Annotated in this window: 22 protein-coding genes; 7 read left to right on the top strand and 15 right to left on the bottom strand. The window is 37.0% G+C overall.

All coding sequences use genetic code 11. The annotated features are described in order from the left end of the window. Positions 1-74 precede the first annotated feature (74 nt). The 8 genes from AACQ81_RS03470 to AACQ81_RS03435 all read right to left on the bottom strand — a co-directional run bounded on the left by AACQ81_RS03470 (position 75) and on the right by AACQ81_RS03435 (position 8,908). A complete protein-coding gene (locus AACQ81_RS03470) occupies positions 75-1,808 on the bottom strand; it encodes an alpha/beta hydrolase family protein (RefSeq protein ID WP_237386315.1) in 1,734 nt (577 codons plus the stop codon). A 60-nt stretch (positions 1,809-1,868) separates the two neighbouring features. After that, positions 1,869-2,477 (bottom strand): ATP-binding cassette domain-containing protein, encoded by a 609-nt coding sequence (locus AACQ81_RS03465; RefSeq protein WP_272903017.1) that lies wholly within the window; start codon positions 2,475-2,477, stop codon positions 1,869-1,871. Between the two features lie 502 nt (positions 2,478-2,979). Then, the gene (locus AACQ81_RS03460) at positions 2,980-4,173 is read right to left on the bottom strand and encodes a DegT/DnrJ/EryC1/StrS family aminotransferase (protein WP_237386313.1); all 1,194 of its coding nucleotides are present in this window, start codon (positions 4,171-4,173) and stop codon (positions 2,980-2,982) included. A 212-nt stretch (positions 4,174-4,385) separates the two neighbouring features. Next, positions 4,386-5,249: a DUF692 domain-containing protein gene (locus AACQ81_RS03455; RefSeq protein ID WP_237386312.1), complete on the bottom strand. Its 864-nt coding sequence runs from the start codon at positions 5,247-5,249 to the stop codon at positions 4,386-4,388. 25 nt (positions 5,250-5,274) lie between these two features. Beyond that, a complete protein-coding gene (locus tag AACQ81_RS03450) occupies positions 5,275-6,150 on the bottom strand; it encodes a hypothetical protein (protein WP_237386311.1) in 876 nt (291 codons plus the stop codon). Then, positions 6,147-6,947: a hypothetical protein gene (locus AACQ81_RS03445; protein ID WP_237386310.1), complete on the bottom strand. Its 801-nt coding sequence runs from the start codon at positions 6,945-6,947 to the stop codon at positions 6,147-6,149. The genes AACQ81_RS03450 and AACQ81_RS03445 overlap by 4 nt, the downstream gene beginning before the upstream one ends. Before the next feature lie 150 nt (positions 6,948-7,097). Then, positions 7,098-8,684, bottom strand: a complete 1,587-nt coding sequence (locus AACQ81_RS03440; protein ID WP_237386309.1) for an AMP-binding protein — start codon at positions 8,682-8,684, stop codon at positions 7,098-7,100. 98 nt (positions 8,685-8,782) lie between these two features. Next, positions 8,783-8,908: a hypothetical protein gene (locus AACQ81_RS03435; protein WP_272903016.1), complete on the bottom strand. Its 126-nt coding sequence runs from the start codon at positions 8,906-8,908 to the stop codon at positions 8,783-8,785. A gap of 502 nt (positions 8,909-9,410) precedes the next feature. Here AACQ81_RS03435 and AACQ81_RS03430 point away from each other — a divergent pair. After that, positions 9,411-9,821, top strand: coding sequence for an IS110 family transposase (locus tag AACQ81_RS03430; RefSeq protein ID WP_237386308.1), 411 nt, complete (start codon positions 9,411-9,413; stop codon positions 9,819-9,821). A gap of 38 nt (positions 9,822-9,859) precedes the next feature. On the opposite strand, the gene AACQ81_RS03425 is transcribed toward AACQ81_RS03430, so the two are convergent. The 7 genes from AACQ81_RS03425 to pspA all read right to left on the bottom strand — a co-directional run bounded on the left by AACQ81_RS03425 (position 9,860) and on the right by pspA (position 15,925). Further along, on the bottom strand, positions 9,860-9,994 hold the full coding sequence (locus tag AACQ81_RS03425; protein WP_272903015.1) for a hypothetical protein: 135 nt from the start codon (positions 9,992-9,994) through the stop codon (positions 9,860-9,862). Positions 9,995-10,219: 225 nt separating this feature from the next. Continuing rightward, positions 10,220-11,791 carry a transcriptional regulator TyrR gene (tyrR, locus tag AACQ81_RS03420; protein ID WP_237386307.1) on the bottom strand — a complete coding sequence of 524 codons (1,572 nt, stop codon included), beginning with the start codon at positions 11,789-11,791 and terminating at the stop codon, positions 10,220-10,222. A gap of 128 nt (positions 11,792-11,919) precedes the next feature. Then, complete coding sequence (locus AACQ81_RS03415; RefSeq protein ID WP_237386306.1) at positions 11,920-13,023, bottom strand: YcjF family protein; 1,104 nt, start codon at positions 13,021-13,023, stop codon at positions 11,920-11,922. Continuing rightward, the gene (locus AACQ81_RS03410) at positions 13,020-14,417 is read right to left on the bottom strand and encodes a YcjX family protein (RefSeq protein WP_237386305.1); all 1,398 of its coding nucleotides are present in this window, start codon (positions 14,415-14,417) and stop codon (positions 13,020-13,022) included. The genes AACQ81_RS03415 and AACQ81_RS03410 overlap by 4 nt, the downstream gene beginning before the upstream one ends. Positions 14,418-14,581: 164 nt before the next feature. Further along, positions 14,582-14,944 (bottom strand): envelope stress response membrane protein PspC, encoded by a 363-nt coding sequence (gene pspC, locus AACQ81_RS03405; protein ID WP_237386304.1) that lies wholly within the window; start codon positions 14,942-14,944, stop codon positions 14,582-14,584. Then, positions 14,944-15,171, bottom strand: a complete 228-nt coding sequence (gene pspB / locus AACQ81_RS03400; RefSeq protein WP_237386303.1) for an envelope stress response membrane protein PspB — start codon at positions 15,169-15,171, stop codon at positions 14,944-14,946. Before pspB ends, pspC begins: the two co-directional genes overlap by 1 nt. An 82-nt stretch (positions 15,172-15,253) precedes the next feature. After that, positions 15,254-15,925 carry a phage shock protein PspA gene (gene pspA, locus AACQ81_RS03395; protein ID WP_237386343.1) on the bottom strand — a complete coding sequence of 224 codons (672 nt, stop codon included), beginning with the start codon at positions 15,923-15,925 and terminating at the stop codon, positions 15,254-15,256. A gap of 216 nt (positions 15,926-16,141) precedes the next feature. On the opposite strand from pspA, the gene pspF reads away from it, so the two are divergent. The 6 genes from pspF to sapF all read left to right on the top strand — a co-directional run bounded on the left by pspF (position 16,142) and on the right by sapF (position 22,790). After that, entirely contained in the window at positions 16,142-17,158 is a 1,017-nt protein-coding gene (gene pspF / locus AACQ81_RS03390) for a phage shock protein operon transcriptional activator (RefSeq protein ID WP_237386302.1), read from the top strand. Positions 17,159-17,436: 278 nt separating this feature from the next. After that, a complete protein-coding gene (sapA, locus tag AACQ81_RS03385; RefSeq protein ID WP_237386301.1) occupies positions 17,437-19,152 on the top strand; it encodes an ABC transporter substrate-binding protein SapA in 1,716 nt (571 codons plus the stop codon). Then, a complete protein-coding gene (gene sapB, locus AACQ81_RS03380) occupies positions 19,149-20,114 on the top strand; it encodes a putrescine export ABC transporter permease SapB (RefSeq protein WP_237386300.1) in 966 nt (321 codons plus the stop codon). Before sapA ends, sapB begins: the two co-directional genes overlap by 4 nt. Then, entirely contained in the window at positions 20,101-20,988 is an 888-nt protein-coding gene (gene sapC, locus AACQ81_RS03375) for a putrescine export ABC transporter permease SapC (RefSeq protein WP_237386299.1), read from the top strand. The genes sapB and sapC overlap by 14 nt, the downstream gene beginning before the upstream one ends. After that, complete coding sequence (gene sapD, locus AACQ81_RS03370) at positions 20,988-21,980, top strand: putrescine export ABC transporter ATP-binding protein SapD (RefSeq protein ID WP_237386342.1); 993 nt, start codon at positions 20,988-20,990, stop codon at positions 21,978-21,980. Before sapC ends, sapD begins: the two co-directional genes overlap by 1 nt. Beyond that, entirely contained in the window at positions 21,981-22,790 is an 810-nt protein-coding gene (sapF, locus tag AACQ81_RS03365; protein WP_237386298.1) for a putrescine export ABC transporter ATP-binding protein SapF, read from the top strand. It begins immediately after the preceding gene. Positions 22,791-22,797: the final 7 nt, after the last annotated feature.

Raw genomic sequence — 22,797 nt, 5'->3', positions numbered from 1 at the left:
TCGCAATTTAAAAAGCATTTAAAATACTCTTTCTCGTACTTAAATAATTGATTGATTAATAACAACCTTATTTATTATGAAAATCCAAGATGCATAATAAATTTATCTATCTCGATATTACAACACTCCCAGCTGTAACTTCGTGTAAATATGTGATTATCATTCTCTAATGTATACAATTTACGTTTAACACTTGCATCTGTGAAAGATTTTGAATGTTCCCAAGGAGTCACCTCATCTTCTTTTGAATGAATTATCAATATATCGGTGTCTATCTTTGTAAATAACTCACTTATTATGTTTTCATTCCTTATTAAAGATTTTTTTAAAACACTATAATCATAAACTGGGTTAATAAGAATGGCTGGGATAGATGAATTAGTATTATGCAAAAACTTTAGTATAGATAAACCACCTAAACTACCAGAGCAAAGTACAATTTTATTGAAGCCAACTTCATATAACTCTGTAATTATACCATTCAGATAATCATCTTCATTAAATTCTTTATTGGTTTCAACGTTATTTACAGAACCAAAAGAACCAGGCAGGTTAATTATAACACTTTGATAATGCTTTGATTTATTTTGGGTAAGTAGACGACAAATACATTCTTGAAACATATTTGGTTGCATGCCACTCATTGCCAACTTATGGGGTCCGGGATAATAAATAACAATGATGATTTCTTTTTTGTAATTTATATTTAAAATATCTTTTTTTAGAGATAACCAATTGAGACTAGGTATAAATGGATATTTTGTTTTGTTTTGATATAATATTTTTACATCCCTATTAATACGACTGTATTTCAATATTGATAGTTTATTTTCCAGTAATCCATAAAAAATACAATCACCATTTTTTAAAATTGATAATTTATATCCCACATCTTCAAAAATAATTTTTGTGGTGAATTTATTACCATATTTGGTTACTCCAAAAATCTTTCTGATCGGTTTATTTGCAGAATATTCAATTGCAATATAATATATTGAAGAGTAACAATTCGATGAAACAAAGTTAATAACCACATGCTGTGGTAGAGATATAGGTGTTATACGTTCATTTACAGAGTTATAATGGCACAAATAAATATTATCATTTTTCTTTCTGACAAATAAAACATCATTATTTTTCCATCTTGATAAATTAATATCTTTTACACTTAAATGAGATACTGCCTCAACACTTATATTTTTGATTGAATTAAGGTCATGTTTATTTAATACAATAAGATGGTTATTAATTTTACTAATTAGATCTTTTGGTTGTATATATACATATATATATGATTCAGTAGGAACTATACTAAAATGGGTTCTAGAATTACACTTTATTTTCCCTATTCTATATATGAAACTTTCTTCCCCATCATTCATCATTAAAGTGAAATTATTTTCATCATCTCTAGAGAGTAGATAGTTATTCTTTTCATTTAAAAGAAAAGATTTAACATTTTTTTGAAAAGTATAATATTCACTAAAAGAATTTGGTAGGGTTTTAAATAACGTTTCTCCAGATAATAACCATAATGTCTTTTTGTAATCAAATTGCATTGATTTTATGTTTTTTAAATTAATTAATCCACACATTTTATTATTTTCGAGAGAAAAAATCTTAACGTTATTACTTGCACTTAAGGCATAATTTTCTTCCGAAAAAGAAATTATATTTTTATAAATAATTTCTTCAAGATGCAAAAAAATAATTTCCTCTTCAAAAATTTTATACCAATAATGGTATGCGTTATTACCATCACTAACAATCCAAGAAACAATTACAGCTTCTTTGTTATCATTTTGCAATGAGGTAATAAATGGTGTTTCAAAAATACTTTATTTTCCAACAAATGAAAAATAATTCACTTAATTACCCTTAAATATATTTATGTTAATAACATAAGGTTTTAGGGATTTTTTAACTTCAAAATCATGGCATGTCATTATAACTAATCCAGATAGACTGAATTTTTTTATATTTTCGATAAAATATAAAAGTGAATTATTATCAAGTCCCTTAGTTGGTTCATCAAAAATAAGTACTTTTACATTTGCTATCATAGCAGAAATTAACATGAATTTTTTTGCAGTTCCAAGAGACATATCACGAAAATGAGTATGCATATAATTATGCAAATTAAAACCATCGATTAAATCAAATTGTTTTTCTATCTTTATTTTTCTTATAGAACAAATAAGATCTAAAAATTCTTTTCCTGTAATGAATTCATATATACAAGGGCTATCAGGAGCATAAGCTATAAGTTTTTTTCTACAACCGTTCCCCCCACTTAAAAATACATCTCCATAATCAGGTTTAATGGCACCAGCTATAATTTCTAGCAAAGTAGATTTACCTGAACCATTTTCTCCTTCTAGGCAATAGATACCATTGACAGGAAAAGTAAAGCAGGCATCTTTAATTATAAATCTCCCTGAATATTCCTTACATATATTGGATAATTTAATCACCATGACACCTATTTTAATTTAAAGTAAATATATTTATCGATAATAGATAATTCCATAATCCGGCTACATAGATTTTAATTGTTTAATGACAGAAGCTGTTTAACTACCTATTTCATAAAAAACATTAAATTATAATCATTTGTGATTCAATCCTGTATAAAAAGATACTAAATAATAACGTGACTTAGTATTAAAGAATAGGTAACTAGAAAAGTGATAGATAATAAGGTTTTTTAATGTAAATATTATTTTTATCTAATTGAAAGTGTTAATGTTGGTGTTTTATATTTAAAATCACCGATCTTATAAGTGAAGAGCTGGTAAACTCTACTTTATATAACGGGTTAACTTACATAATCGCAACATACCTATTTTTATTTGTTTTTCGTTTAACAAAGCTACCGCCTTTGAGTTATTTCTCATGAGGATAACTCATTTATTTTATTGCGCTTTTTTATTTATGAATTATTTTAATGTTTATATGATTAAAAAACAGAATATTTCATTAATTTTCTAATGCTGAAATCACTTTTTTTATCGCTCTGTAAATATCTAGCGTATCATCATCATTCCCTAATAAAGCTCGGTGATGTATCCAGACTCCTCTATTTGCAATATATTCAGTAACTGGACACGAGTCTACAAATTTTTGCTTATGTCGTGTTGTACAAGGATATAGCCAATAATTATCAACATGGTAGATTGCTTTATAAGCACGGAATGCTGGTATTCCCTCAGCGATTAGACAAGCTACAAAGTAATTACGATCAATATATGCAATCCTTTGATTAAGTGTAAACATAAACATATAATGAGGATGAGATGTTACGATTTTAGTATCGTATTCTTGAAGAGTAATTTCTGGTAACGTTTTTAACAGGTTATTTAAACTTTCCGCGTTACTCTCTCGAATCTGAGTTTGTTCTTTGAGCCTTTTTAGTTGAGTACGCAAAACTGCAGCAGAGAACTCACTTAGTCTAGCATTTGTTGCGATTATAGTATGTTGATATTCTTTGTCTTTTACATGACGCCCACAATTACTATAAAGAAAAACAAGATCACGTAATTCTTTAGTAGGGCACAAAACGACACCGCCTTCTCCTGCTGTCATTAGCTTAAGATTATGGAAACTAAAGCATGCCAGTGTTCCCCAATCACCAATCTTTTTCCCTTTTTCTCCACAGGCTCCATGTGCATGAGCGGCATCTTGAACAATAAAAATGCCATGTTTATTAGCTATTTTTATTATATTGTTCATATCACATAAATGACCAGCCATATGAACTGGTATGATTGCTTTTGTTCGGGGAGTTATATTTTTTTCAATTAGATTAGGATCGATGCAATAAGTGCTTTTTAAAACATCTATAGCTATTGGTATTGCACCAACTCGTTGAACTGCCATACTAGTAGAAATAAATGTAAAAGCTGGAACTATGACCTCATCTCCAGGTTTTATACCAGAAGCTAATAATGCCAATTCTAATGCCACCGTTCCACTAGTGACAGTGACAGCATAACCATTATGATATTGACCGAATTCTTGTTCAAAGAAATTATTTTCTTTCCCTTGATTTCTCCACCAATATCCTTGATGTAAGCTTCTTAATAACGCTTGCTCTTCACCTTCATTATAATAAGGCCATTTAGGAAAGTTGGCGAGACGAATAGCTTCACCGCCATTGATTGCTAATTTCATATCAATCACCTATTTAATTTAAATAAATCATAAAACCATCTATATGAGATTTTATTTTTATGCTAAATCAATATGTAATATAAAAACAGGCTCATATATCAAGTAATCTTAGTTTAATGCTAAATTTAATTATTTATCATACCATTTCTATATAGTTAATGATGTTATTATCAATGGAATTATGTTAATGACATAAGTTATTTGTTGAAAAATTACACTATTTTATATCCAAATTTACGTGGACAGGTGAGACGACAATATGCAGGAGAAGTAAATAATATTTCTCTGGCGCGGTGTAAACTCTCCAAAATATCATTAATATCGAAATTAGAATCTCTTTCCAAGACAATACCATGAGGTACAATTCTAGAACATAGATATTCAAGTAATTCCCATACTGGCTTTTCTATTGTATGCCCATGGCTATCTATTAATAGTTCATCATGGACATATCCTCCAGCTATATGAACTTCTACTATTGAATTCAAATTTATTTTTTCTAAAAAATCATAAGGATCATAATTATGATTTTTAGAATTAATATAAAGATTGTTTACATCAAGCAATAATCCGCAACTACTTTCCTTAATAATATCACACGTAAATGTGCACTCACTATACTCATTATCAGGAAAATCAAAATAATATGAAATATTTTCTATTAAAAATGGTATATTAGTAGATGAGCAGATTTCTTTTATTTTTGATATTATCCTTTTTTTATTATATGAATTTCTTCTAATAGGCATCAATTGATCTATATCAAAATCATTTATTTTTGTATATGCCAAGTGATCACTAAACCATAGTGGAGATAATTTGTTTATGACATTTACTGTTGCTTTTAAATATTTTGAATCCATATCTTCATAGGCACCTATCGATGATTTCAATCCATGTAGTACACAATGTTTTTTGGTTAAAATATTTTGTAAAGATAAAGGAATATCTTTAGATAAAAAGAACAAGTCAGTGATGATTTCTATAAAATCAAAAGCATCAATATTATTTAATAAATCATTACCTATTTCAGCACGATAGTTAATCCCAATACCGTATGGAAGATTGTAAAACATATTAATTCCTTTTTCTATTTTGTTTTTAATGTATGTTTGAAAACCATCTAATCACACCAAGTGACTCTAATTTATTAAATATTAAGTCTATTTTCAAACAATCATTATCTGATAACACTGATGGAAATATTTCATTACAAATTTCTTTATAAGTTGATCGATAATGGCATTCTTTGATTAATTTTATCACTAGTGAACTTATCCTTATAGTTCTGACTTTCTGGTCATGCCAAGACATATAAGTTAAAATATTATTTTTTTCATTTTTTAAAATTTTTTTATACGATAATTCTATGTCTACATCATCATTTTCTCTAAGTTTTGCTATAAGCGTTACTATATCAAAATCATAAGTATGATAAACTGGATTTGTCATTACTAGAGGATAATTACAATCTCTTTTAGAATCTGACATTGATGATAAACTATATCTGATTTCTTTAGCGTTATTTAATACTTCAAGAATACTGGTTTCATAACGAATAACTTCAGAAACGAAAAATTCATTCTCGGAATAAAATAACGAATTTTTATTAGTGATATATTTTATAAAATCCAATGCATATAAGTAAGCATCATTCCATCTATGGTTGGATAATGTATTACGAAAGTCAACCCACTTTATATTCAACATTCCTTCTTCCATTATTTTTGCTGACAAAGGGAAAAATAAAAGCACACGCTTATATAATCTTTTATCTAAAATATCGCTTAATATTCTAATTCTTTTTTTCTTAATCATGACTACATTGTGAATAATATCTTTAATTTCCTCAGGTATATTGAAGTTAGGAATGTCAAACTCTTGGGTGTGTATATAATAATCCAATGACCGCGTGTTAGTAACCAAGTAACCAATCAGATATTGAATCATTGCTTCTTTTTCTTTTATTTTTATCATGCTTCTCTCCCATATAACTTATCATTACCTTCTCTAATTTTAATTAGAATATCACCAGATAGAACAGACTCTAACTGAGATGAATATTTTTCAGATTTATTTATATTAATCCTGATCATTTTTTTATAAGATTTTAATTTGATTGATGGAGTGCCTAGGGTAAATATTTTCTCCAATATATCAAATTGAAGATTTGAACTTAATTTATCAGAAATCAATAAACATGAAGTCAAATTACGCAATGCTACCATTGAGTAATCAATATTATCAAGAGGATCATTTTTCCCTAACCATATGGTGTCGCCATTTTTATCTGTTCTCAGGTCTGAATCACAGAAAACATGTAGAGTAATGCTATATTCAGATAAGTCGGGATTACCCAATGTATGGATACATGGTGGTATTAAATAACCAGTCTTACCTTCAACTGCAATTAATTCTTTACTAACAGATATTTCTTCATTTACTTTTTCAAAAATTTTTATTTTTATCTTATTGTGCATAACTCCACTTACGCTCCATGTATTATGCTGGTGTGGATGGTTTTCACTTTTAGGATTCCACAAAAAAACATTCATTCTCCATTTATTTTTGTAATCAATATAAAGTGGTTCGCTCTCATTGATATTTAGAATATTCTTAGTATTTTTAATGAGCTCATTGACACAATCATTCAAAAAAACTTCATCTACAATTGCTACAGATACAATATTCCTAATATTATTGATCATATCAGGCATACTTTGTACTGATGTAATTTCGTTGTTTATTTTTCTTGCAAAATCAATAAGTTTCATAATCACTCCTAAAAATACGACTGCATAATTAAAGCTATACGATTAAATTTCATTAATTAGAATATTTTAAAACTCATTTACATAATAATTAATTTAACTAAATTCATACTTATCTTTTCTTGTAACAAGAATTAACTTATAAACAAGCCTTTAACAATCATAAGAAAATTCAGTTAGAGTTTTGCTTCCTAAAATATTACGTTGCAATTTTCCTGCGTTGTTTCGAGGTAAAGCATCCATAAATTCAATTTTCTCTAAATGTTTATGTGTAAAGTCAATCCATCTATTTTTTACTGAATTGAAAATCTTTTCTTCTAAGGAAGAGGATATGATTACTTTATCTTTACATACAACACATGCTTTTAATATAATTACATTATTTTTATTTGTTTCCCCGATAACTGCACATTCTAACACTTCATCATTTTTTAATATCTCATTTTCTATCTCATAAGGAGATATCCATTCACCACAACCTTTTTTAATCATATCATCTGCTCGACCAAAATATATATAATAATCATTATAAATACTAAACATATCATTACTAATATGCCAGCCGTCATTAAAAGATTGTTCACTTCTCTCTACATCATTTAAATATTCACAAGCAACACTTGGACCACAAATGCAAAGTCTACCAATCTCTCCTTCATTAACTCTATTTCCATTTTCATCAATTATTCTAATCTGAAAACCACTTAAGCATTTACCTGCTGTCTGTGGTTTTATATCTTCTTGAGTATTAGATAGAAAAATATGGCCTACCTCTGTAGAACCAAAACCATCTAAAAGTGGACTTCCTATTTCTTTACTCCATTTTTCTAAAAGAATAGGTGATAAAACCTCTCCAGCAGAAGTAGATATACGTAAAGATTTTAACTTGTTTTTCCTCTTATTACTAAGTAATTCAGATATCATTCTTGGTGTTCCAAGAAATATTGTTGGATTTAAATCTTCACTTAATTCTATAATTTTTTCATATGTTGTTTTTTCTCTGAAAATAATACACGATGCACCATGTATGAAACTAAATAGTAATGCCCCACCTAATGCATAACCAAAAGTTAGTTTAGGAACTGCTAGTACTCTATCAGTTGAATTCATATGTAAAACATTTTCAGAAAAAGCATAAGCACAATGCAAAATATCTCTATGACGCCTAGGTATTACTTTAGTTCTTCCTGTCGTACCCGAACTAAGTAAAGCATATGCATAATTATCAGCACTTGCATAGCTGATCAAGAAATCATTCGGTTGGTTTTCTATTGCTATTTCCAAACTAGATGGATTTAAATGGAAATCTCCAGTGAAAATAGTTCTAATACCATCGGTTATTTCTGAAGATAATTTCATATTCTTTTCTATTTGATGGTCAATGATTAATACCTCTGAATTTACTTTTTTTATTATATCATTTAGTTCTACCAATTCGCTAAGAGGATTACTTAATATAGCCATAGCATCACATGCTATAACTGCAAAAAAAATTATTACGAATGCAGGTGTATCAGGAATAGCTAATATAACTCTAGTTTTATTCTTTATACCTATTGACTTAAAATAGTTTGATGTTTTTGAAATATTGTCTGATAGTTCTTGGTAAGTAAATTTTTTTCCATTATATGATATAGCTACATTCCCCCCCCTATCTTCTCTAATATGACGAAAAACAAGAAAGTCAGTTAAATTAAAATAATCATTTTTCAATGACTCATCTAAACAGACATTTTTCATAAAGGTAAAATACTCCCTTAATTATTAAATTTAATAATTAATTATATTGATAGATGAACAACAGAGGGTAACGTAATTATTACCCTCTATTAATAATATTAAGAGCAGCTTAAGCAGGCCAATCCAGCTGCCTCAATTTGTTCTAATACTTCAACTAATTCTATGGATTCAATCTCTCTAATAGCTTGATTTTGTTCATCTTGAATATCAGCTTTTCCGTTCATATGTACCTCTTAAAGTCGAATTCTTCAACATTGACTGATTCATTAAAAATCACATAGATGGAATAATTCTAATATAGAAATTTCATCTTAATCTAAACTAAATTACTAATGATTTTTTTTCAATGTCATCAAACGACCTATTAACAATGTGTTTAATTTAAATTAATGTTTTTTCCGTGATGAATAATATTATATTTAATCTCATTATATTACAGTGTAATGGTCATCTTGATTAGATGAGGCAGGCGGTGTGTGCTTCTGAATGGATAATTTACCAGTGTGACCATTCAGCCGCTGTTGCCTGCTGGTAATCCTACACCATCGGCACAACACGATTAAGGGATTTCAGAGCTATCACATTCACCCATTGGTTTCGGCTCGAATGTTTCGCTGTCTACGCTTCATCTCCTTTGTTACCCCCGGAAACACGAAACACAAGACTCGCTACGTAGTGATGTGATGGACGTCCCCTTTTTCAATTGCAGACAGTGTCATCTTTAACTTGATACTGAGTGCGCTGTTCCCGACTCAGCACAAGGCACTCTGTAAAAATCAGAAAAATGATGCCAATGATGCGCTGGCTATTTGTGAAACGGCCTGCCGCCCTGAGATTCATTGTGTCCCTGTCAAAACGATTGAGCAACAAGATATCAAAGCACTGCGTAGTGTCCGGCAACTCATGGTGGAACAATGTACTGCACTGGTTAATCAAATCCGGGCACTGCTCGCCGAGCAGGGAATTGTTATTCCTGCGGGCATTCAACAACTCCGGCAGGCTATGCCTGATATTTTGGAAGAGGGAGATAACCCGCTGCCCCGAAACGCTGATTTCCTCGCTATATGCGACTGTTTCATCAGGATTTATTTCAGTGACCATCCCCCGGTAATCCCCTCATTGAAACATATCCGATAACGCCTTACCGCTCAGATTGGGCGGTAGGTAGGATTGAATTATGCGTAAATACCGACAACATTGAAAACAGCTTCGTCATACCGATTGAGTTTATCGCTCACTTCATGGGCAACGCGGATGGTCTGCTGATCAGTAATATTGATGCTGCGCAGGTGACGACATTCACGGTACACCCCTTTTGAGGGCAGTTCTTGATTGGTTGAAAAAAGAGGGTATGCGGGGCTGAGCTATCGAGTAAACCCACATCAACGGGCAATTTTTGTCTAAAAGAGCCTCATTGAAGAATTGCATTAACTAGTGTTTTATAGTGATAATTGTCATAGGCTTCATGCGTGTTTTTGGTGATTTGTTTGGCGACAATTATCCAATCACAAATGAAGCCTTTTTGCTACCTTAAATTATTCATCATCTTCATGCTCAGCCACATGTTTTTTACCACTTAGGCCATATTCACGTAGTTTATTGGCGATCGCTGTGTGAGAAACACCAAGCCGCTTGGCCAGTTTACGTGTGCTGGGATAATGGCGATAAAGACGGGTCAATACAGAACGTTCGAAACGTTTGCTGATTTCATCCAAAGAACCGACCAAAATATCTTCATTAAATGCCATTTCTGTCTCTAATTCAGGTAACTGGATATCCTGCGGACATAGTTTGTTACCTTCAAATTGAGTCAATGCATGGTAAATAGCATTTCGCAGTTGTCTGACATTACCCGGCCAATGATAACCACACAGAAATTGCGCTAGTTCATGAGAATATTTAGGTTTTACCAAACCTTGTTCTTTTGCAAAACGTACTACAAAATGATCTGTCAGTGGCATGATGTCTGCTTGACGTTCACGTAAAGGAGGCAATGTGATGGTTAACACATTCAATCGGTAGTAGAGATCTTCACGAAATTCCCCTTTTTGTACCAACTCAATTAAGTTCTTTTTGGTCGCACAAATAATCCGAACGTTAACTTTAACTTCATTATCTTCGCCAACACGCCGGAAGGTTCCGTCGCTTAAGAAACGAAGTAATTTAATCTGCATCTGTGACGACATTTCGCCGATTTCATCTAACAAAACCGTGCCGCCATTAGCCTGCTCAAAAAAACCTTTTTTACCTTCCAGAGCGTTTGGATAAGCTCCCGCTGCATAACCAAACAGTTCACTTTCGACAACATCATCTGGCATAGATGCACAATTTAACCCAAGGAAAGGCTGATTTCCCCTTGCACTTCTCAGATGGCAGGCTTTAGCAAATTCATCTTTTCCCGTTCCTGTTTCACCGATAAGTAATAAAGGTGCGTCGAGCATCGCCATTTTACGTGCCTGCTCAACGACATGAACCATTTTCGGGCTGACAGCAATAATTTGCTCAAAAGCACCATCATCACTGACGATTAATTTTTTGGATGATGACTCTGTCGCAGGACGCAGCATAATCACAGCGCCCACACATCTGACAACCTGATTCTCATCCGTTAACTGCATGGGAATAATATCCATCTCATAATTCTGTCCTTTAATGGATAAATGAGTCGAATGCAGTTGATGTTGCTCACTTTCAAGCCAGTGGAGGAAATTATAATTGCTAATTAAGTGGCTGATGTTTTTTTGATTGATCTTTTCTTTACTGAGATCAAACAGTACCAAAGAGGCTGGGTTGACCAGTTCAATATTGCCTTTCATATCAATAGAAAATATAGGCTCAGGAGCCGATTCCAATAGTGTCCACATCGCCCTGTGTTCTTTCTCTGACGGCATGAAAGCAACCGTCCTGACATCAATCACATCATTGATACGGCGAATTTCTGCCATCAATAAACGAAAAGTGTTGAAATCAACTTGAGTAAAATTAAGGTAAATACGACGTGCAGGAGAAATCTCAATTCCTTTCAGGTCAATATTTCGTAAAAACAGTAAATCAAGTAACTCGCGAGTTAACCCAATTCGATCCTGACAAGTAATTTCCAATCGCATTGTTCTGACCTTATTTACATGCTGTTCGTAACCGACTGAAATATTACCTGTTACTGTGCAATAGATGAAGCCCTTGTCAGTAAAAGTTTACAATAAATTAAAATGTCAAGCAGAAATGACAGTGGACATTATTTAACCACTGCGCTATCAACTGTTTCTTCCACTGAATTTTTAGTCTTGGTGGAGGATATGTTTTTCATCGATAACGTACTTTTAAGCTGAGTGAGTAATTGGTGACGAAAATCACCCAACTTTGGTTTATCTCCATCAATCCACGGCAAAGGACGACATAATTCCATCGCTTTAATACCCAAACGAGCCGTAAGCAGCCCCGCACCGATCCCTTGAGCCGCACGTGTAGAAAGGCGAGCAGTAATGTCTTGTGATAACCAATCCATACCAACTTCCCGGACTAATTCCGACGCTCCCGCAAAGGCAATATTCAGCAAAACTAACCGAAAAAGACGAATGCGGCTAAAATAACCTAATTCAATCCCATAAAGTGCCGCAATGCGATTAATAAGGCGAATATTTCTCCACGCAATAAAGGCCATATCCACAATAGCCAAAGGGCTGACAGCAATCATCAACGCAGATTCTGCTGCTGAACGGCTAATCTCTTTCTTGGCTTGAGCGTCCAATACAGGCTGAACCAATCTGCTGTATAACATGATGATTTCACCATCGTTATGTGTGTTATGTACAGATGCCTGCCAACGCTGTAATGCCGGGTGCTGCCCAATTCCGGCTTGTTCTGCCAGTTTTTCACAAAATTGGCGTCCTTTGCCAATACCATGACTTTGCAATAAGATTTTCGCCGTATCCCGTTTTTCTGTACGTTGGCGTAAATAGTAGAGACGTCGCCATTCCGTTATCACAGTACCTATTCCGGCAAAAACAATCATGCTACCTGCGGCAGCAACACCCAATTCAATCCAATCATGCTGCTGCCACGATTGGTATATCCATTGAATAAACTGGGCGATAACGCTGATACTCAGTAACAATACTGCACTGGAAAATATTTTTCGCCAAAAACTACGTTGGGGTTTCAGGGCTGCATTCACTGCGCCTTCAAATTCCCCTTCCTGCTCCTCTGCTTCCAGCTCTGGTTGGACTGGATAAAATTTCTTTTCTTGCTCATTAAACTCTTTTTTCGATTTTAATGATGGTGCTGGCGATGTTTGCACAAAATCATCAAAATCAATTCTCGGTTTCAAAGGCTCAGTCATGTTAATTTGTCTCCCAGAAGAAATTCCATCGCACTGTCCATGCGAATATGGGGTAACGGAGTGTCAACATTAACTTGTTTTGGCCGGAATGATTCAAAATTAAACCCTTGTTTTTGCCAAAATTCATTACTCGGCAAACGCTGTGGTATATCTCCCGGATAAAACGTCAGTAATTTATCATCTGACAAACGGTTACCTTTAATAGCTGGGGTTTTTTCACCATTATGAATTACAAGGCCACTTTCTGTTGCCTGAACAGACGCCAAACCTACACAATCCATGCTAATCCCTTCAAATGCCGCGTTCTGCCATGCTTCCTGAACTAATTGCTGTAAAAGAGAAACAAGATTCGCATGCTGATCTACCGTAATATGATCAGCTTTGCTGGCAGCAAACATCAATTTATCAATACAAGGTGAAAATAAACGCCGGAATAAAGTGCGCTTACCATAGTGGAAACTCTGCATAAGTTGTGTCAATGCCAGTCGCATATCGTTAAATACCTGCGGACCATTGTTTAATGGCTGTAAACAATCCACCAGAACAATTTGCCGATCAAAACGGAGAAAATGTTCTTTATAGAAACCTTTGACAATATGCTCACAGTAATAGGCAAAACGTTCCCGCAACATACCAATATTGGTATGTTTACCCGCTTTTGCTAATTGAGGCTCCCCTATATGGTCAATATTTGGCCATGGGAAAAATTGCAATGCCGGTGCTCCCGCTAAATCGCCCGGCAATATAAATCGCCCGGGTTGGATAAAATGTAAACCTTGTTGTTTGCACTGGTGTAGGTAATCTGTATAAGCCTGAGCGATTCTGGCAAGCAAATTTTCATCGGCAGGAGCCAATGGATCGCATTGTTTGCATAATTCCAACCAAGTTTTAGCCCAATTCGCTCTTTCTCCTTTGAGTAACCCGCCCATCTGCTGTGACCATGCCAAATAATTTTGTTCCAGCATGGGCAAATCCAACAACCACTCTCCCGGGTAATCAATGATTTCCAGATAAAGAGTGGAGGTTTCTTTGAGATAACGAAATAAAGAATCTTTCGATCGATAACGCAATGCCAAGCGAATTTCACTTACTCCACGTGTCGGTGTCGGCCAATATGGAGGAGTATCGTATAAAGCTGAGATGTTCTCATCATAGGCAAAACGGGGAACACCAAAATCACGCTGTGGCACTCGCTTTACACCAAATAGTCGTCCATCTCTCGCGGCAGAAAACAGTGGCAATCTGGCACCACTGTGAACATGAAGTAGCTGATTAACCAAAGAAGTAATAAACGCAGTTTTCCCACTGCGGCTTAACCCTGTTACCGCCAGCCGCAAGTGGCGGTCTATTCCACGATTAACAAGCGCCGTCAGTTCGTTTTGCAACCGTTTCATGTTTCTCCTAAATGGAATACCGTGACTCTGTTTAACCCGGCCTGTAACCTCGGCATAATTGTCAGCAAAATTTAATCTTATCTCCGCTGTTACTGGCCAGCTCTCATATTTTTCTATGTATTAAATCTAATATATTGAATTGATGGTTTAACGTTGTGCAAGGTCTAAAGTTGGCGAAAACGACTGCGAACATTATAAGTATCAGAAGTAATATAGCGTTCCATTTGACGCAAGCGTGCTTCGCCTGCCCTCAATTGGTAATCGATATCATCCAACATGTTCTGTACTGACGGGCCTCTATTGCCTTCCTCTGCGGAATATCCCGCAGGAGCGGGATCCATAACAAAGGTCAAGATAATATAAGCCAGTACCGTTATGCCAAATAGACCAAAAAACAGCGACAATACCGTGATGGTACGGATAAGCGGAACAGGCACATCAAAATAGTTTGCCAGCCCGGCACAAACCCCTTTAACCATTCCCTGCTCTGGCAGACGGTAAAGTTTCCGGTTGTATGTATTCGACATTATGACTGTCTCCAGTTTGGATGCTCTGTATCAAGGATATCTTCCAGCGTTTTGATCCGTTCCTGCATGCGCCGAGCATTCTCTGTCAATTGTTCTAAACGCTGAATTTCATTGCTCCCTAACTGACCGCGATGACTATTCTGGTTGCTATAATGCAGCCACAACCAGATAGGTAAAACAAAAAGTACAAAGATGATCAGCGGAATTCCAAGAAATATATAGCCCATTATCTTTCCTTAGTTTTGCATGACATTTAATTGAGCATGACATAAATAGTACATGACATTCCATCATGCATGACCTATGTCATTATTGTGAGTCTTTAATACTCATTTTAGCTTTAAGGGCTGCAAGCTGCACACTGATTTCATCATCCGCTTTCAATTCTGCAAATTGTTGATCAAGCGATTTTTGTTTACCCAATCCAACGACTTCTGCTTCCGCTTCCATATGGTCTATACGACGCTCAAACTGCTCAAAACGTGCCATTGCTTCATCTATTTTACCACTATCCAGTTGGCGGCGGACTTCACGGGAAGATGCCGCGGCTTGATGACGCAAAGCCAGTGATTGTTGTCTGGCTCGTGTTTCTGTCAATTTATTTTCCAGTTCAGTCACTTCACCTTTAATGCGCTCAAGGGTTTCATCCAAAACCACCAACTCATTTGTCAGTGTTTCAACCAAACTGCTAACTTTCTGTTTTTCAATCAGCGCCGCGCGGGCTAAGTCTTCTTTGCCTTTGCTCAGTGCCAATTCTGCTTTTTCCTGCCAACCATCGATTTGACTCTCACCCATACTGATGCGGCGTAGAAGCTGTTTTTTCTCTGCCAAAGTACGGGCTGAAGTTGAGCGGATTTCCACCAGTGTGTCTTCCATCTCCTGAATCATCAAACGGATCATTTTCTGAGGATCTTCTGCTTTATCCAGCAGAGAAGAGATATTTGCATTCACGATATCAGCAAAGCGAGAAAAAATACCCATAGTCATAAACCTCTTTCATTAGAATGTATATACGTTATGCCTGTGTATTGTTAAAAAGGATACAAGATACACGGTAAGGCATTTAACTAAATACAAGATACATGCCAATTTTTATATTTTAATTATCTGATTGAAATAACTAGAATAATTTTCCTTTGTTTTTTTACCACAATGGTTTAACGTGGTTAAATTGACCAACTATTGGCGAAAAATACCATGTCTCAGTTCATTGATAACCTATTAGGTGAAGCAAACTGTTTTATTGAAATTCTGGAACAAGTTTCCGCTCTGGCAAAGTTGAATAAGCCTGTTTTAGTTTTAGGAGAACGAGGAACAGGCAAGGAACTAATTGCACGCCGTTTACACTATCTTTCTCCTCGTTGGCAAGGGCCTTTTATCTCCCTGAATTGTGCTTCTCTCAATGAAAATTTACTTGATTCAGAACTCTTTGGGCATGAAGCCGGTGCATTCACTGGCGCCCGTTCAAAACATCAAGGGCGTTTTGAACGAGCAGATGGTGGAACGTTATTTCTTGATGAGCTGGCTACAGCTCCTATGCAGGTACAGGAAAAATTGCTGCGTGTCATTGAATATGGGCATCTGGAACGCGTGGGTGGCAGTCAGTCACTACAAGTTGATGTGCGTCTGATTTGTGCAACTAATGAAAATTTGCCTGCAATGGCCAATCGTGGAACCTTCAGGGCTGATTTACTCGATAGGATTGCATTTGATGTAGTACAAATTCCACCTTTACGTCAACGGCAACCAGATATTATGTTATTGGCACAACATTTTGCGATTCAGATGTGTCAGGAATTAAATTTGTCATTCTTTCCCGGGTTTACCAACGAAGCCAAACAACAGTTACTGTCTTATCACTGGCCCGGTAATGTCCGCGAATTAAAAAACGTGATAGAACGCTCAATTTATCGGCATGGAGATAATGAAAATGAATTAAATACTATTATTATCAATCCCTTTTTACCATCACAGAAGCTTACTCCCTCCCCTTTTACCCCATTATCTACTGATGGCGCGACCGATAATTGCCTTCCCAAATTACCGCTCGATTTAAGACAATGGCAAAATGACAGTGAAAAGCTTTTGATTATGCAGGCATTGACAGAAAGTCAATTCAATCAGAAAAGAACGGCTGACAAACTCAATTTGACTTATCACCAACTACGTGGATTAATCAAAAAACACCATATCAATATTCATGTTAGCGAATAAATGAGAATCTATCAGGAAACGATAGATAAAAAAGTAGCCGGCACCCGAGCCGGCTAATAAAATACTGGAAGCAATGTCGCGCTTTACTTGAGATTACAGACTTGATATGACAAGAGAGTCTCCCCCGAAAGCACAATCAAATGATAATACTTCTCAATGCGTTTTGTAAACACTTAATTGAGAATAACTCTCACTATCGTGATCTGACCGTTGTTTTTGAGCAAAAAGCGTTAATTAAGTTACAATAGCCAGACTCTCTTTTATGACTGACGTTTTATATGCGCTATTTGATTTACTGGATAATATTCTTGCTTTCTTCTCCCACTCTGTCGGCTAAGGATGCAATTCCAGAAACTACTAAGCTGATTCCAGAATCCAGAAACACCACAGCAGGAAATCTGTCTCATATCTCGACAGCTCTACGACAAAATGGCTTCATTTATTGCGTCAACGGTAATCTGAATACGTTTAATCCACAAATGGCCATCAGTGGCTTAATTGTAGATACTCTTGCCGCACAAATTTACAATCGTCTGCTGGGGGTGGACCCACTTACTTATCGTTTGGCCCCAGAACTGGCGACTCACTGGCAAGTGCGTGATAATGGAGCGACCTATCGCTTTTATTTGCGTCATAATGTTGCTTTTCAGTCAACCGATTGGTTTACACCGACTCGCACGATGAATGCTGACGATGTGGTTTTCAGCTTCCGCCGTGTCTTCGATAAAACACATTATTATCACTATGTTAATGGGGGTCACTATCCCTATTTTGATAGTTTGAAATTTGATAATGCTGTTCAGGATATTCGAAAAATCGATGATTATACTGTCGAATTTCGCCTTCATGCCCCTGACGCTTCTTTTATCTGGCATTTGGCAACCTATTACGCACCTATACTGTCTCAGGAGTATGCTGAAAAGCTGCACCAAATGAATCGGCAGGAACAGATAGATTGGAAACCTGTTGGAACCGGGCCATTTATGCTAGAAGATTATCATTCAGAACAGTTCATCCGCCTTGTCCGTCATGATAAATATTGGAGAGGTAAACCGAGCATGGAACAAGTTGTCGTAGATACTGGCGGCGGCGGAACAGGCCGAATCTCAAAACTGATCACTGGGGAATGCGATGTATTGGCCTACCCTGATGCCAATCAGTGGAATATTTTACATGATGATCCAAACCTGCGTCAGACTTTTCGGTCAGGCATGAATATTGCTTACCTTGCATTTAACACCAGTAAACCACCGCTGGATAAATTGGAAGTCCGTCAAGCCATTGCTTATGCCATCAATAACCAACGTCTGATGAAATCCATTTATTATGGCACGGCTGAAACAGCAGCATCGATTCTGCCACGCGCATCGTGGGCATATGACAATCGTGCTGAAATCACCGAATATGATCCTGAAAAATCACACAAAATATTAAATGAGTTGGGATTAAATGGTTTGGAATTAACATTATGGGTGCCAACTTCATCACAATCTTATAATCCCAGCCCCTTGAAAATGGCAGAACTTATTCAGGCGGATTTGGCACAGGTTGGGATTAAAATGTCCATCCGTCCTGTTGAAGGACGTTTCCAGGAAAGGAAGCTGATGGATAAAACCCATGATATGACGTTGGCAGGCTGGTCTACGGATAGCAACGATCCCGATAGTTTTTTCCGGCCATTACTAAGTTGTGCCGCCATTGCCTCCCAGACGAACTTGAGCCGTTGGTGTAATTTGGCTTTTGATGATGCAATTCATCAGGCGTTGTTGAATCAACAACTCGCGTCACGCATTAAAAGTTATCATGTTGCCCAAGAAATCCTTGCGCAGCAGTTACCTGTACTACCACTAGCTTACTCAATGCGCTTGCAAATATTTCGCTATAACATTAAAGGACTGGTTCTGAGTCCATTTGGCAATAGCTCTCTTGGTGGAGTTTACCGCGAACAGGAAACTACTGCTCCTGCTGAAAAAAATAAGAGACGAAGCAAATGATCATTTATATCTTGCGTCGTTTGCTGCTTCTGATGGTGACGCTGTTTTTTCTTTCATTAATCAGTTTCAGCCTAATGTACTTTACACCACATGGCCCTTTAAGCGGTGCATCACTGACTGATGCTTATATCTTCTATTTTCGCAGTTTGCTTCAGTGGGATTTTGGCATTTCCAACATTAATGGTGAGCGGATTATTACGCAGTTGTATGAGGTGCTCCCGGCAACGATGGAGCTTTGTATTCTCTCTTTTTCCATTGCGTTGCTGCTAGGTATCCCTTTGGGAACTATTGCTGGTGTCTGGCGCAAGAAAAAAGTGGATACCATTATCAGTACATTCGCCCTGTGTGGTTTTTCCATTCCTATATTCTGGTTGGCTCTACTACTAACCCTTCTCTTTTCACTTCATCTGGGATGGTTACCCGTTTCCGGACGATTTGATTTACTCTACCGGATGGAATCAGTGACAGGTTTTGCACTGATTGACGCATGGTTGTCAAAATCACCTTATCGTAATGAGATGATCATGAGCGTTATTCTGCATATGATCCTGCCTGTTATCACTCTTGCCGTTGCTCCCATGACTGAGGTCATTCGGTTGATGCGCAACAGTACTGAAGAAGTATCAGCCTCAAATTATATGAAATCAGCAGCGACACGCGGGTTATCACGGCTGACGATCATTCGCCGCCATTTATTGCACAATGCGCTGCCTCCTATCATTCCCAAACTGGGGCTACAATTTTCAACCATGCTTACATTGGCTATGGTGACAGAACAAATATTTAACTGGCCCGGTTTAGGGCATTGGCTAATCAGTGCTATCCGCCAACAGGATTATTCAGCAATTTCAGCGGGTGTAATGGTGATAGGAACTTTGGTTATTTCAGTTAATGTACTGACAGATATTATTGGAGCAATGGCTAATCCCCTGAAGCATAAGGAATGGTATGCCCTTAGATAACGTTTACCGGGAAAAGAAAATGCCTTCGCCATTAAAAGTCATCTGGCGATTTTTCTATTCTGACATATTAGCAATGACGGGTTTTTATGGGGTGCTGATTTTAATTGCCTTAAGCTTATTGGGAAACTATCTTGCTCCGTATCGGCTTGATCAGCAATTTTCAGATCAGCTTATGCCTCCTTCATGGTCGCACCAAGGCAATGTCACCTTTTTCCTCGGAACTGACGATTTGGGACGTGATACCTTCAGCCGCCTTCTGATTGGAACTTCTTCCACCTTTGGATCCGCATTGATTGTGACCGCTGTGGCTGCCATTGTGGGTTTAATTATCGGTAGTCTGGCCGGAATGACTCATGGATTGAAATCTGCCTTCCTGAACCATATTCTTGATACTTTGCTCTCCATTCCTTCGCTGCTGCTGGCTATTATTGTCGTTGCTTTTGTTGGGGCCAGCCTGCAACATGCTATGATTGCAGTCTGTCTGGCACTACTGCCAAGAATAGTGCGCACTATTTATACTGCCGTGCATGACGTGCTGGATAAAGAATATATTATTGCGGCACGTCTGGATGGTGCTTCAAATTATCATATACTGCGCTATGCTGTTTTCCCCAATATCACCGCAGTGATAGTAAGTGAATTAACCCGGGCGCTCTCTATTGCTATCCTTGATATTGCGGCATTGGGATTCCTCGATCTTGGTGCGCAACTGCCATCACCTGAATGGGGAGCCATGCTGGGAGATTCATTGGAGTTGATCTATGCTGCACCATGGACTGTTATGTTGCCCGGAGCCGCAATTATGCTTAGCGTCCTGCTGGTTAATTTACTGGGTGACGGTTTGCATCGCGCTATTAACGCAGGAGTCGAATGATGCCATTGCTTGATATTCGAAACCTCACCATCGAATTTATGACGGCAGAAGGTCCCGTCAAAGCTGTTGACAGAATGAGCATTTCACTAATAGAAGGTGAAATACTCGGGTTAGCGGGTGAATCCGGTTCAGGAAAAAGCTTGATTGCCAAAGCAATATGTGGTGTTACAAAAGATAACCTGAAAGTTACCGCAGATCGTTTTCGCTTCAATGACATTGATTTATTACGCTTAACACCGCGGCAACGTCGTAAAGTGATTGGTCACAATATTTCAATGATCTTTCAAGAACCGCAATCATGTCTCGATCCATCAGAAAATGTTGGCAAACAGCTTATCCAATCTATTCCTGGATGGACATATAAAGGTCGTTGGTGGCAGAGATTCAATTGGCGTAAACGTCGTGCAATTGAATTGCTGCATCGTGTTGGCATCAAAGATCACGATGACATTATGCACTGTTACCCTTATGAATTAACGGAAGGGGAATGCCAAAAAGTGATGATTGCCATTGCTCTTGCCAATCAACCAAGGCTGCTAATTGCAGATGAACCCACTAATGCGATGGAGCCAACCACTCAAGCACAGATCTTCCGTTTGCTATCGAGCCTAAATCAGAATAACAACATGACCATTCTGTTAATCAGTCATGATCTGCAAATGATGAGTAAACTGGTTAAACGCATTAATGTACTATATTGCGGCCAGACGGTAGAAAGTGCGACACCGGATGAATTGCTGGTGAAACCTTATCATCCCTATACACAAGCACTGATCCGCTCAATTCCTGACTTTGGCAGCCCGTTACCACATAAGAGTCGGCTGAATACGCTGCACGGAGCCATTCCATCATTGGAGCATCTGCCGGTGGGATGCCGTTTGGGGCCGCGTTGCCCCTATGCCCAGAAAACCTGTATTGAAACCCCGCGCTTACGGGTGATTAAGAACCATACATTTGCCTGCCATTTCCCCTTGAACATAGAGGAGCCGTAAGTGTTTGAAACATTGCTGGAAGTCAGAAATCTGACTAAAACATTTCGCTATCAAACCGGGCTATTCCGCCGTCATCATCTTGATGCAGTAAAACCCTTGAGTTTTACCCTACAGCCTAAAAAGACACTGGCTATCATTGGTGCTAATGGTTCCGGAAAATCCACATTGGCGAGAATGTTATCAGGGGTTATTGAACCGACATCAGGTGAGATTCTGATTAACAGCCATAAGCTGACTTATGGAGATTACAGCTATCGCAGCCAGCGTATTCGCATGATTTTTCAAGATCCCAGCACATCGTTGAATCCCCGCCAACGCATTGGTCAGATTCTGGATATGCCGTTAATTCTCAATACAGAATTATCCCCTGCCGAGCGGGAAAAGCGAATCAACCAGACGTTGCGCCAAGTTGGTTTATTGCCGGATCACGCCAACTATTATCCACATATGCTCGCCTCCGGGCAAAAACAGCGGGTAGCTCTGGCGCGGGCACTGATATTACAACCACAAATTATTGTCGCAGATGAAGCATTGGCTTCCCTTGATATGTCGATGCGCTCCCAAATCATCAACTTAATGCTGGAGCTACAGGAAAAACACGGTATTTCTTATATCTATGTAACCCAACACCTAGGTATGATGAAACATATCAGTGACCAAGTGCTGGTGATGCATCAAGGAGACGTTGTTGAACGTGGGAATACAGCCGAAGTACTGGCTTCTCCGCTGCATAATATTACACGCAAATTGATAGCCAGTCATTTTGGTGAAGCATTACCCGCTGAAGCATGGCGACAGGATATCATCTAAAATTGTA

It is taken from the genome of Xenorhabdus sp. Sc-CR9 (assembly GCF_963897815.1).
Taxonomy (GTDB): domain Bacteria; phylum Pseudomonadota; class Gammaproteobacteria; order Enterobacterales; family Enterobacteriaceae; genus Xenorhabdus.
The sequence above is the reverse complement of the archived record's forward strand: the minus strand, read 5'-3'. Positions and strand labels throughout refer to the sequence as shown.

Bases quoted from the DNA above. Each gene is read 5' to 3' on its own strand.
- AACQ81_RS03410 (WP_237386305.1), bottom strand. From the start codon at position 14,417: ATGAAACGGTTGCAAAACGAACTGACGGCGCTTGTTAATCGTGGAATA.
- AACQ81_RS03435 (WP_272903016.1), bottom strand. From the start codon at position 8,908: ATGAACGGAAAAGCTGATATTCAAGATGAACAAAATCAAGCTATTAGA.
- AACQ81_RS03455 (WP_237386312.1), bottom strand. From the start codon at position 5,249: ATGTTTTACAATCTTCCATACGGTATTGGGATTAACTATCGTGCTGAA.
- sapC (WP_237386299.1), top strand. From the start codon at position 20,101: ATGCCCTTAGATAACGTTTACCGGGAAAAGAAAATGCCTTCGCCATTA.
- pspA (WP_237386343.1), bottom strand. From the start codon at position 15,925: ATGGGTATTTTTTCTCGCTTTGCTGATATCGTGAATGCAAATATCTCT.
- sapA (WP_237386301.1), top strand. From the start codon at position 17,437: ATGCGCTATTTGATTTACTGGATAATATTCTTGCTTTCTTCTCCCACT.
- sapB (WP_237386300.1), top strand. From the start codon at position 19,149: ATGATCATTTATATCTTGCGTCGTTTGCTGCTTCTGATGGTGACGCTG.
- sapD (WP_237386342.1), top strand. From the start codon at position 20,988: ATGCCATTGCTTGATATTCGAAACCTCACCATCGAATTTATGACGGCA.
- tyrR (WP_237386307.1), bottom strand. From the start codon at position 11,791: ATGCGATTGGAAATTACTTGTCAGGATCGAATTGGGTTAACTCGCGAG.
- pspB (WP_237386303.1), bottom strand. From the start codon at position 15,171: ATGGGCTATATATTTCTTGGAATTCCGCTGATCATCTTTGTACTTTTT.
- pspF (WP_237386302.1), top strand. From the start codon at position 16,142: ATGTCTCAGTTCATTGATAACCTATTAGGTGAAGCAAACTGTTTTATT.
- AACQ81_RS03460 (WP_237386313.1), bottom strand. From the start codon at position 4,173: ATGAAATTAGCAATCAATGGCGGTGAAGCTATTCGTCTCGCCAACTTT.
- AACQ81_RS03440 (WP_237386309.1), bottom strand. From the start codon at position 8,684: ATGAAAAATGTCTGTTTAGATGAGTCATTGAAAAATGATTATTTTAAT.
- AACQ81_RS03450 (WP_237386311.1), bottom strand. From the start codon at position 6,150: ATGATAAAAATAAAAGAAAAAGAAGCAATGATTCAATATCTGATTGGT.
- pspC (WP_237386304.1), bottom strand. From the start codon at position 14,944: ATGTCGAATACATACAACCGGAAACTTTACCGTCTGCCAGAGCAGGGA.
- AACQ81_RS03445 (WP_237386310.1), bottom strand. From the start codon at position 6,947: ATGAAACTTATTGATTTTGCAAGAAAAATAAACAACGAAATTACATCA.
- AACQ81_RS03415 (WP_237386306.1), bottom strand. From the start codon at position 13,023: ATGACTGAGCCTTTGAAACCGAGAATTGATTTTGATGATTTTGTGCAA.
- AACQ81_RS03465 (WP_272903017.1), bottom strand. From the start codon at position 2,477: ATGGTGATTAAATTATCCAATATATGTAAGGAATATTCAGGGAGATTT.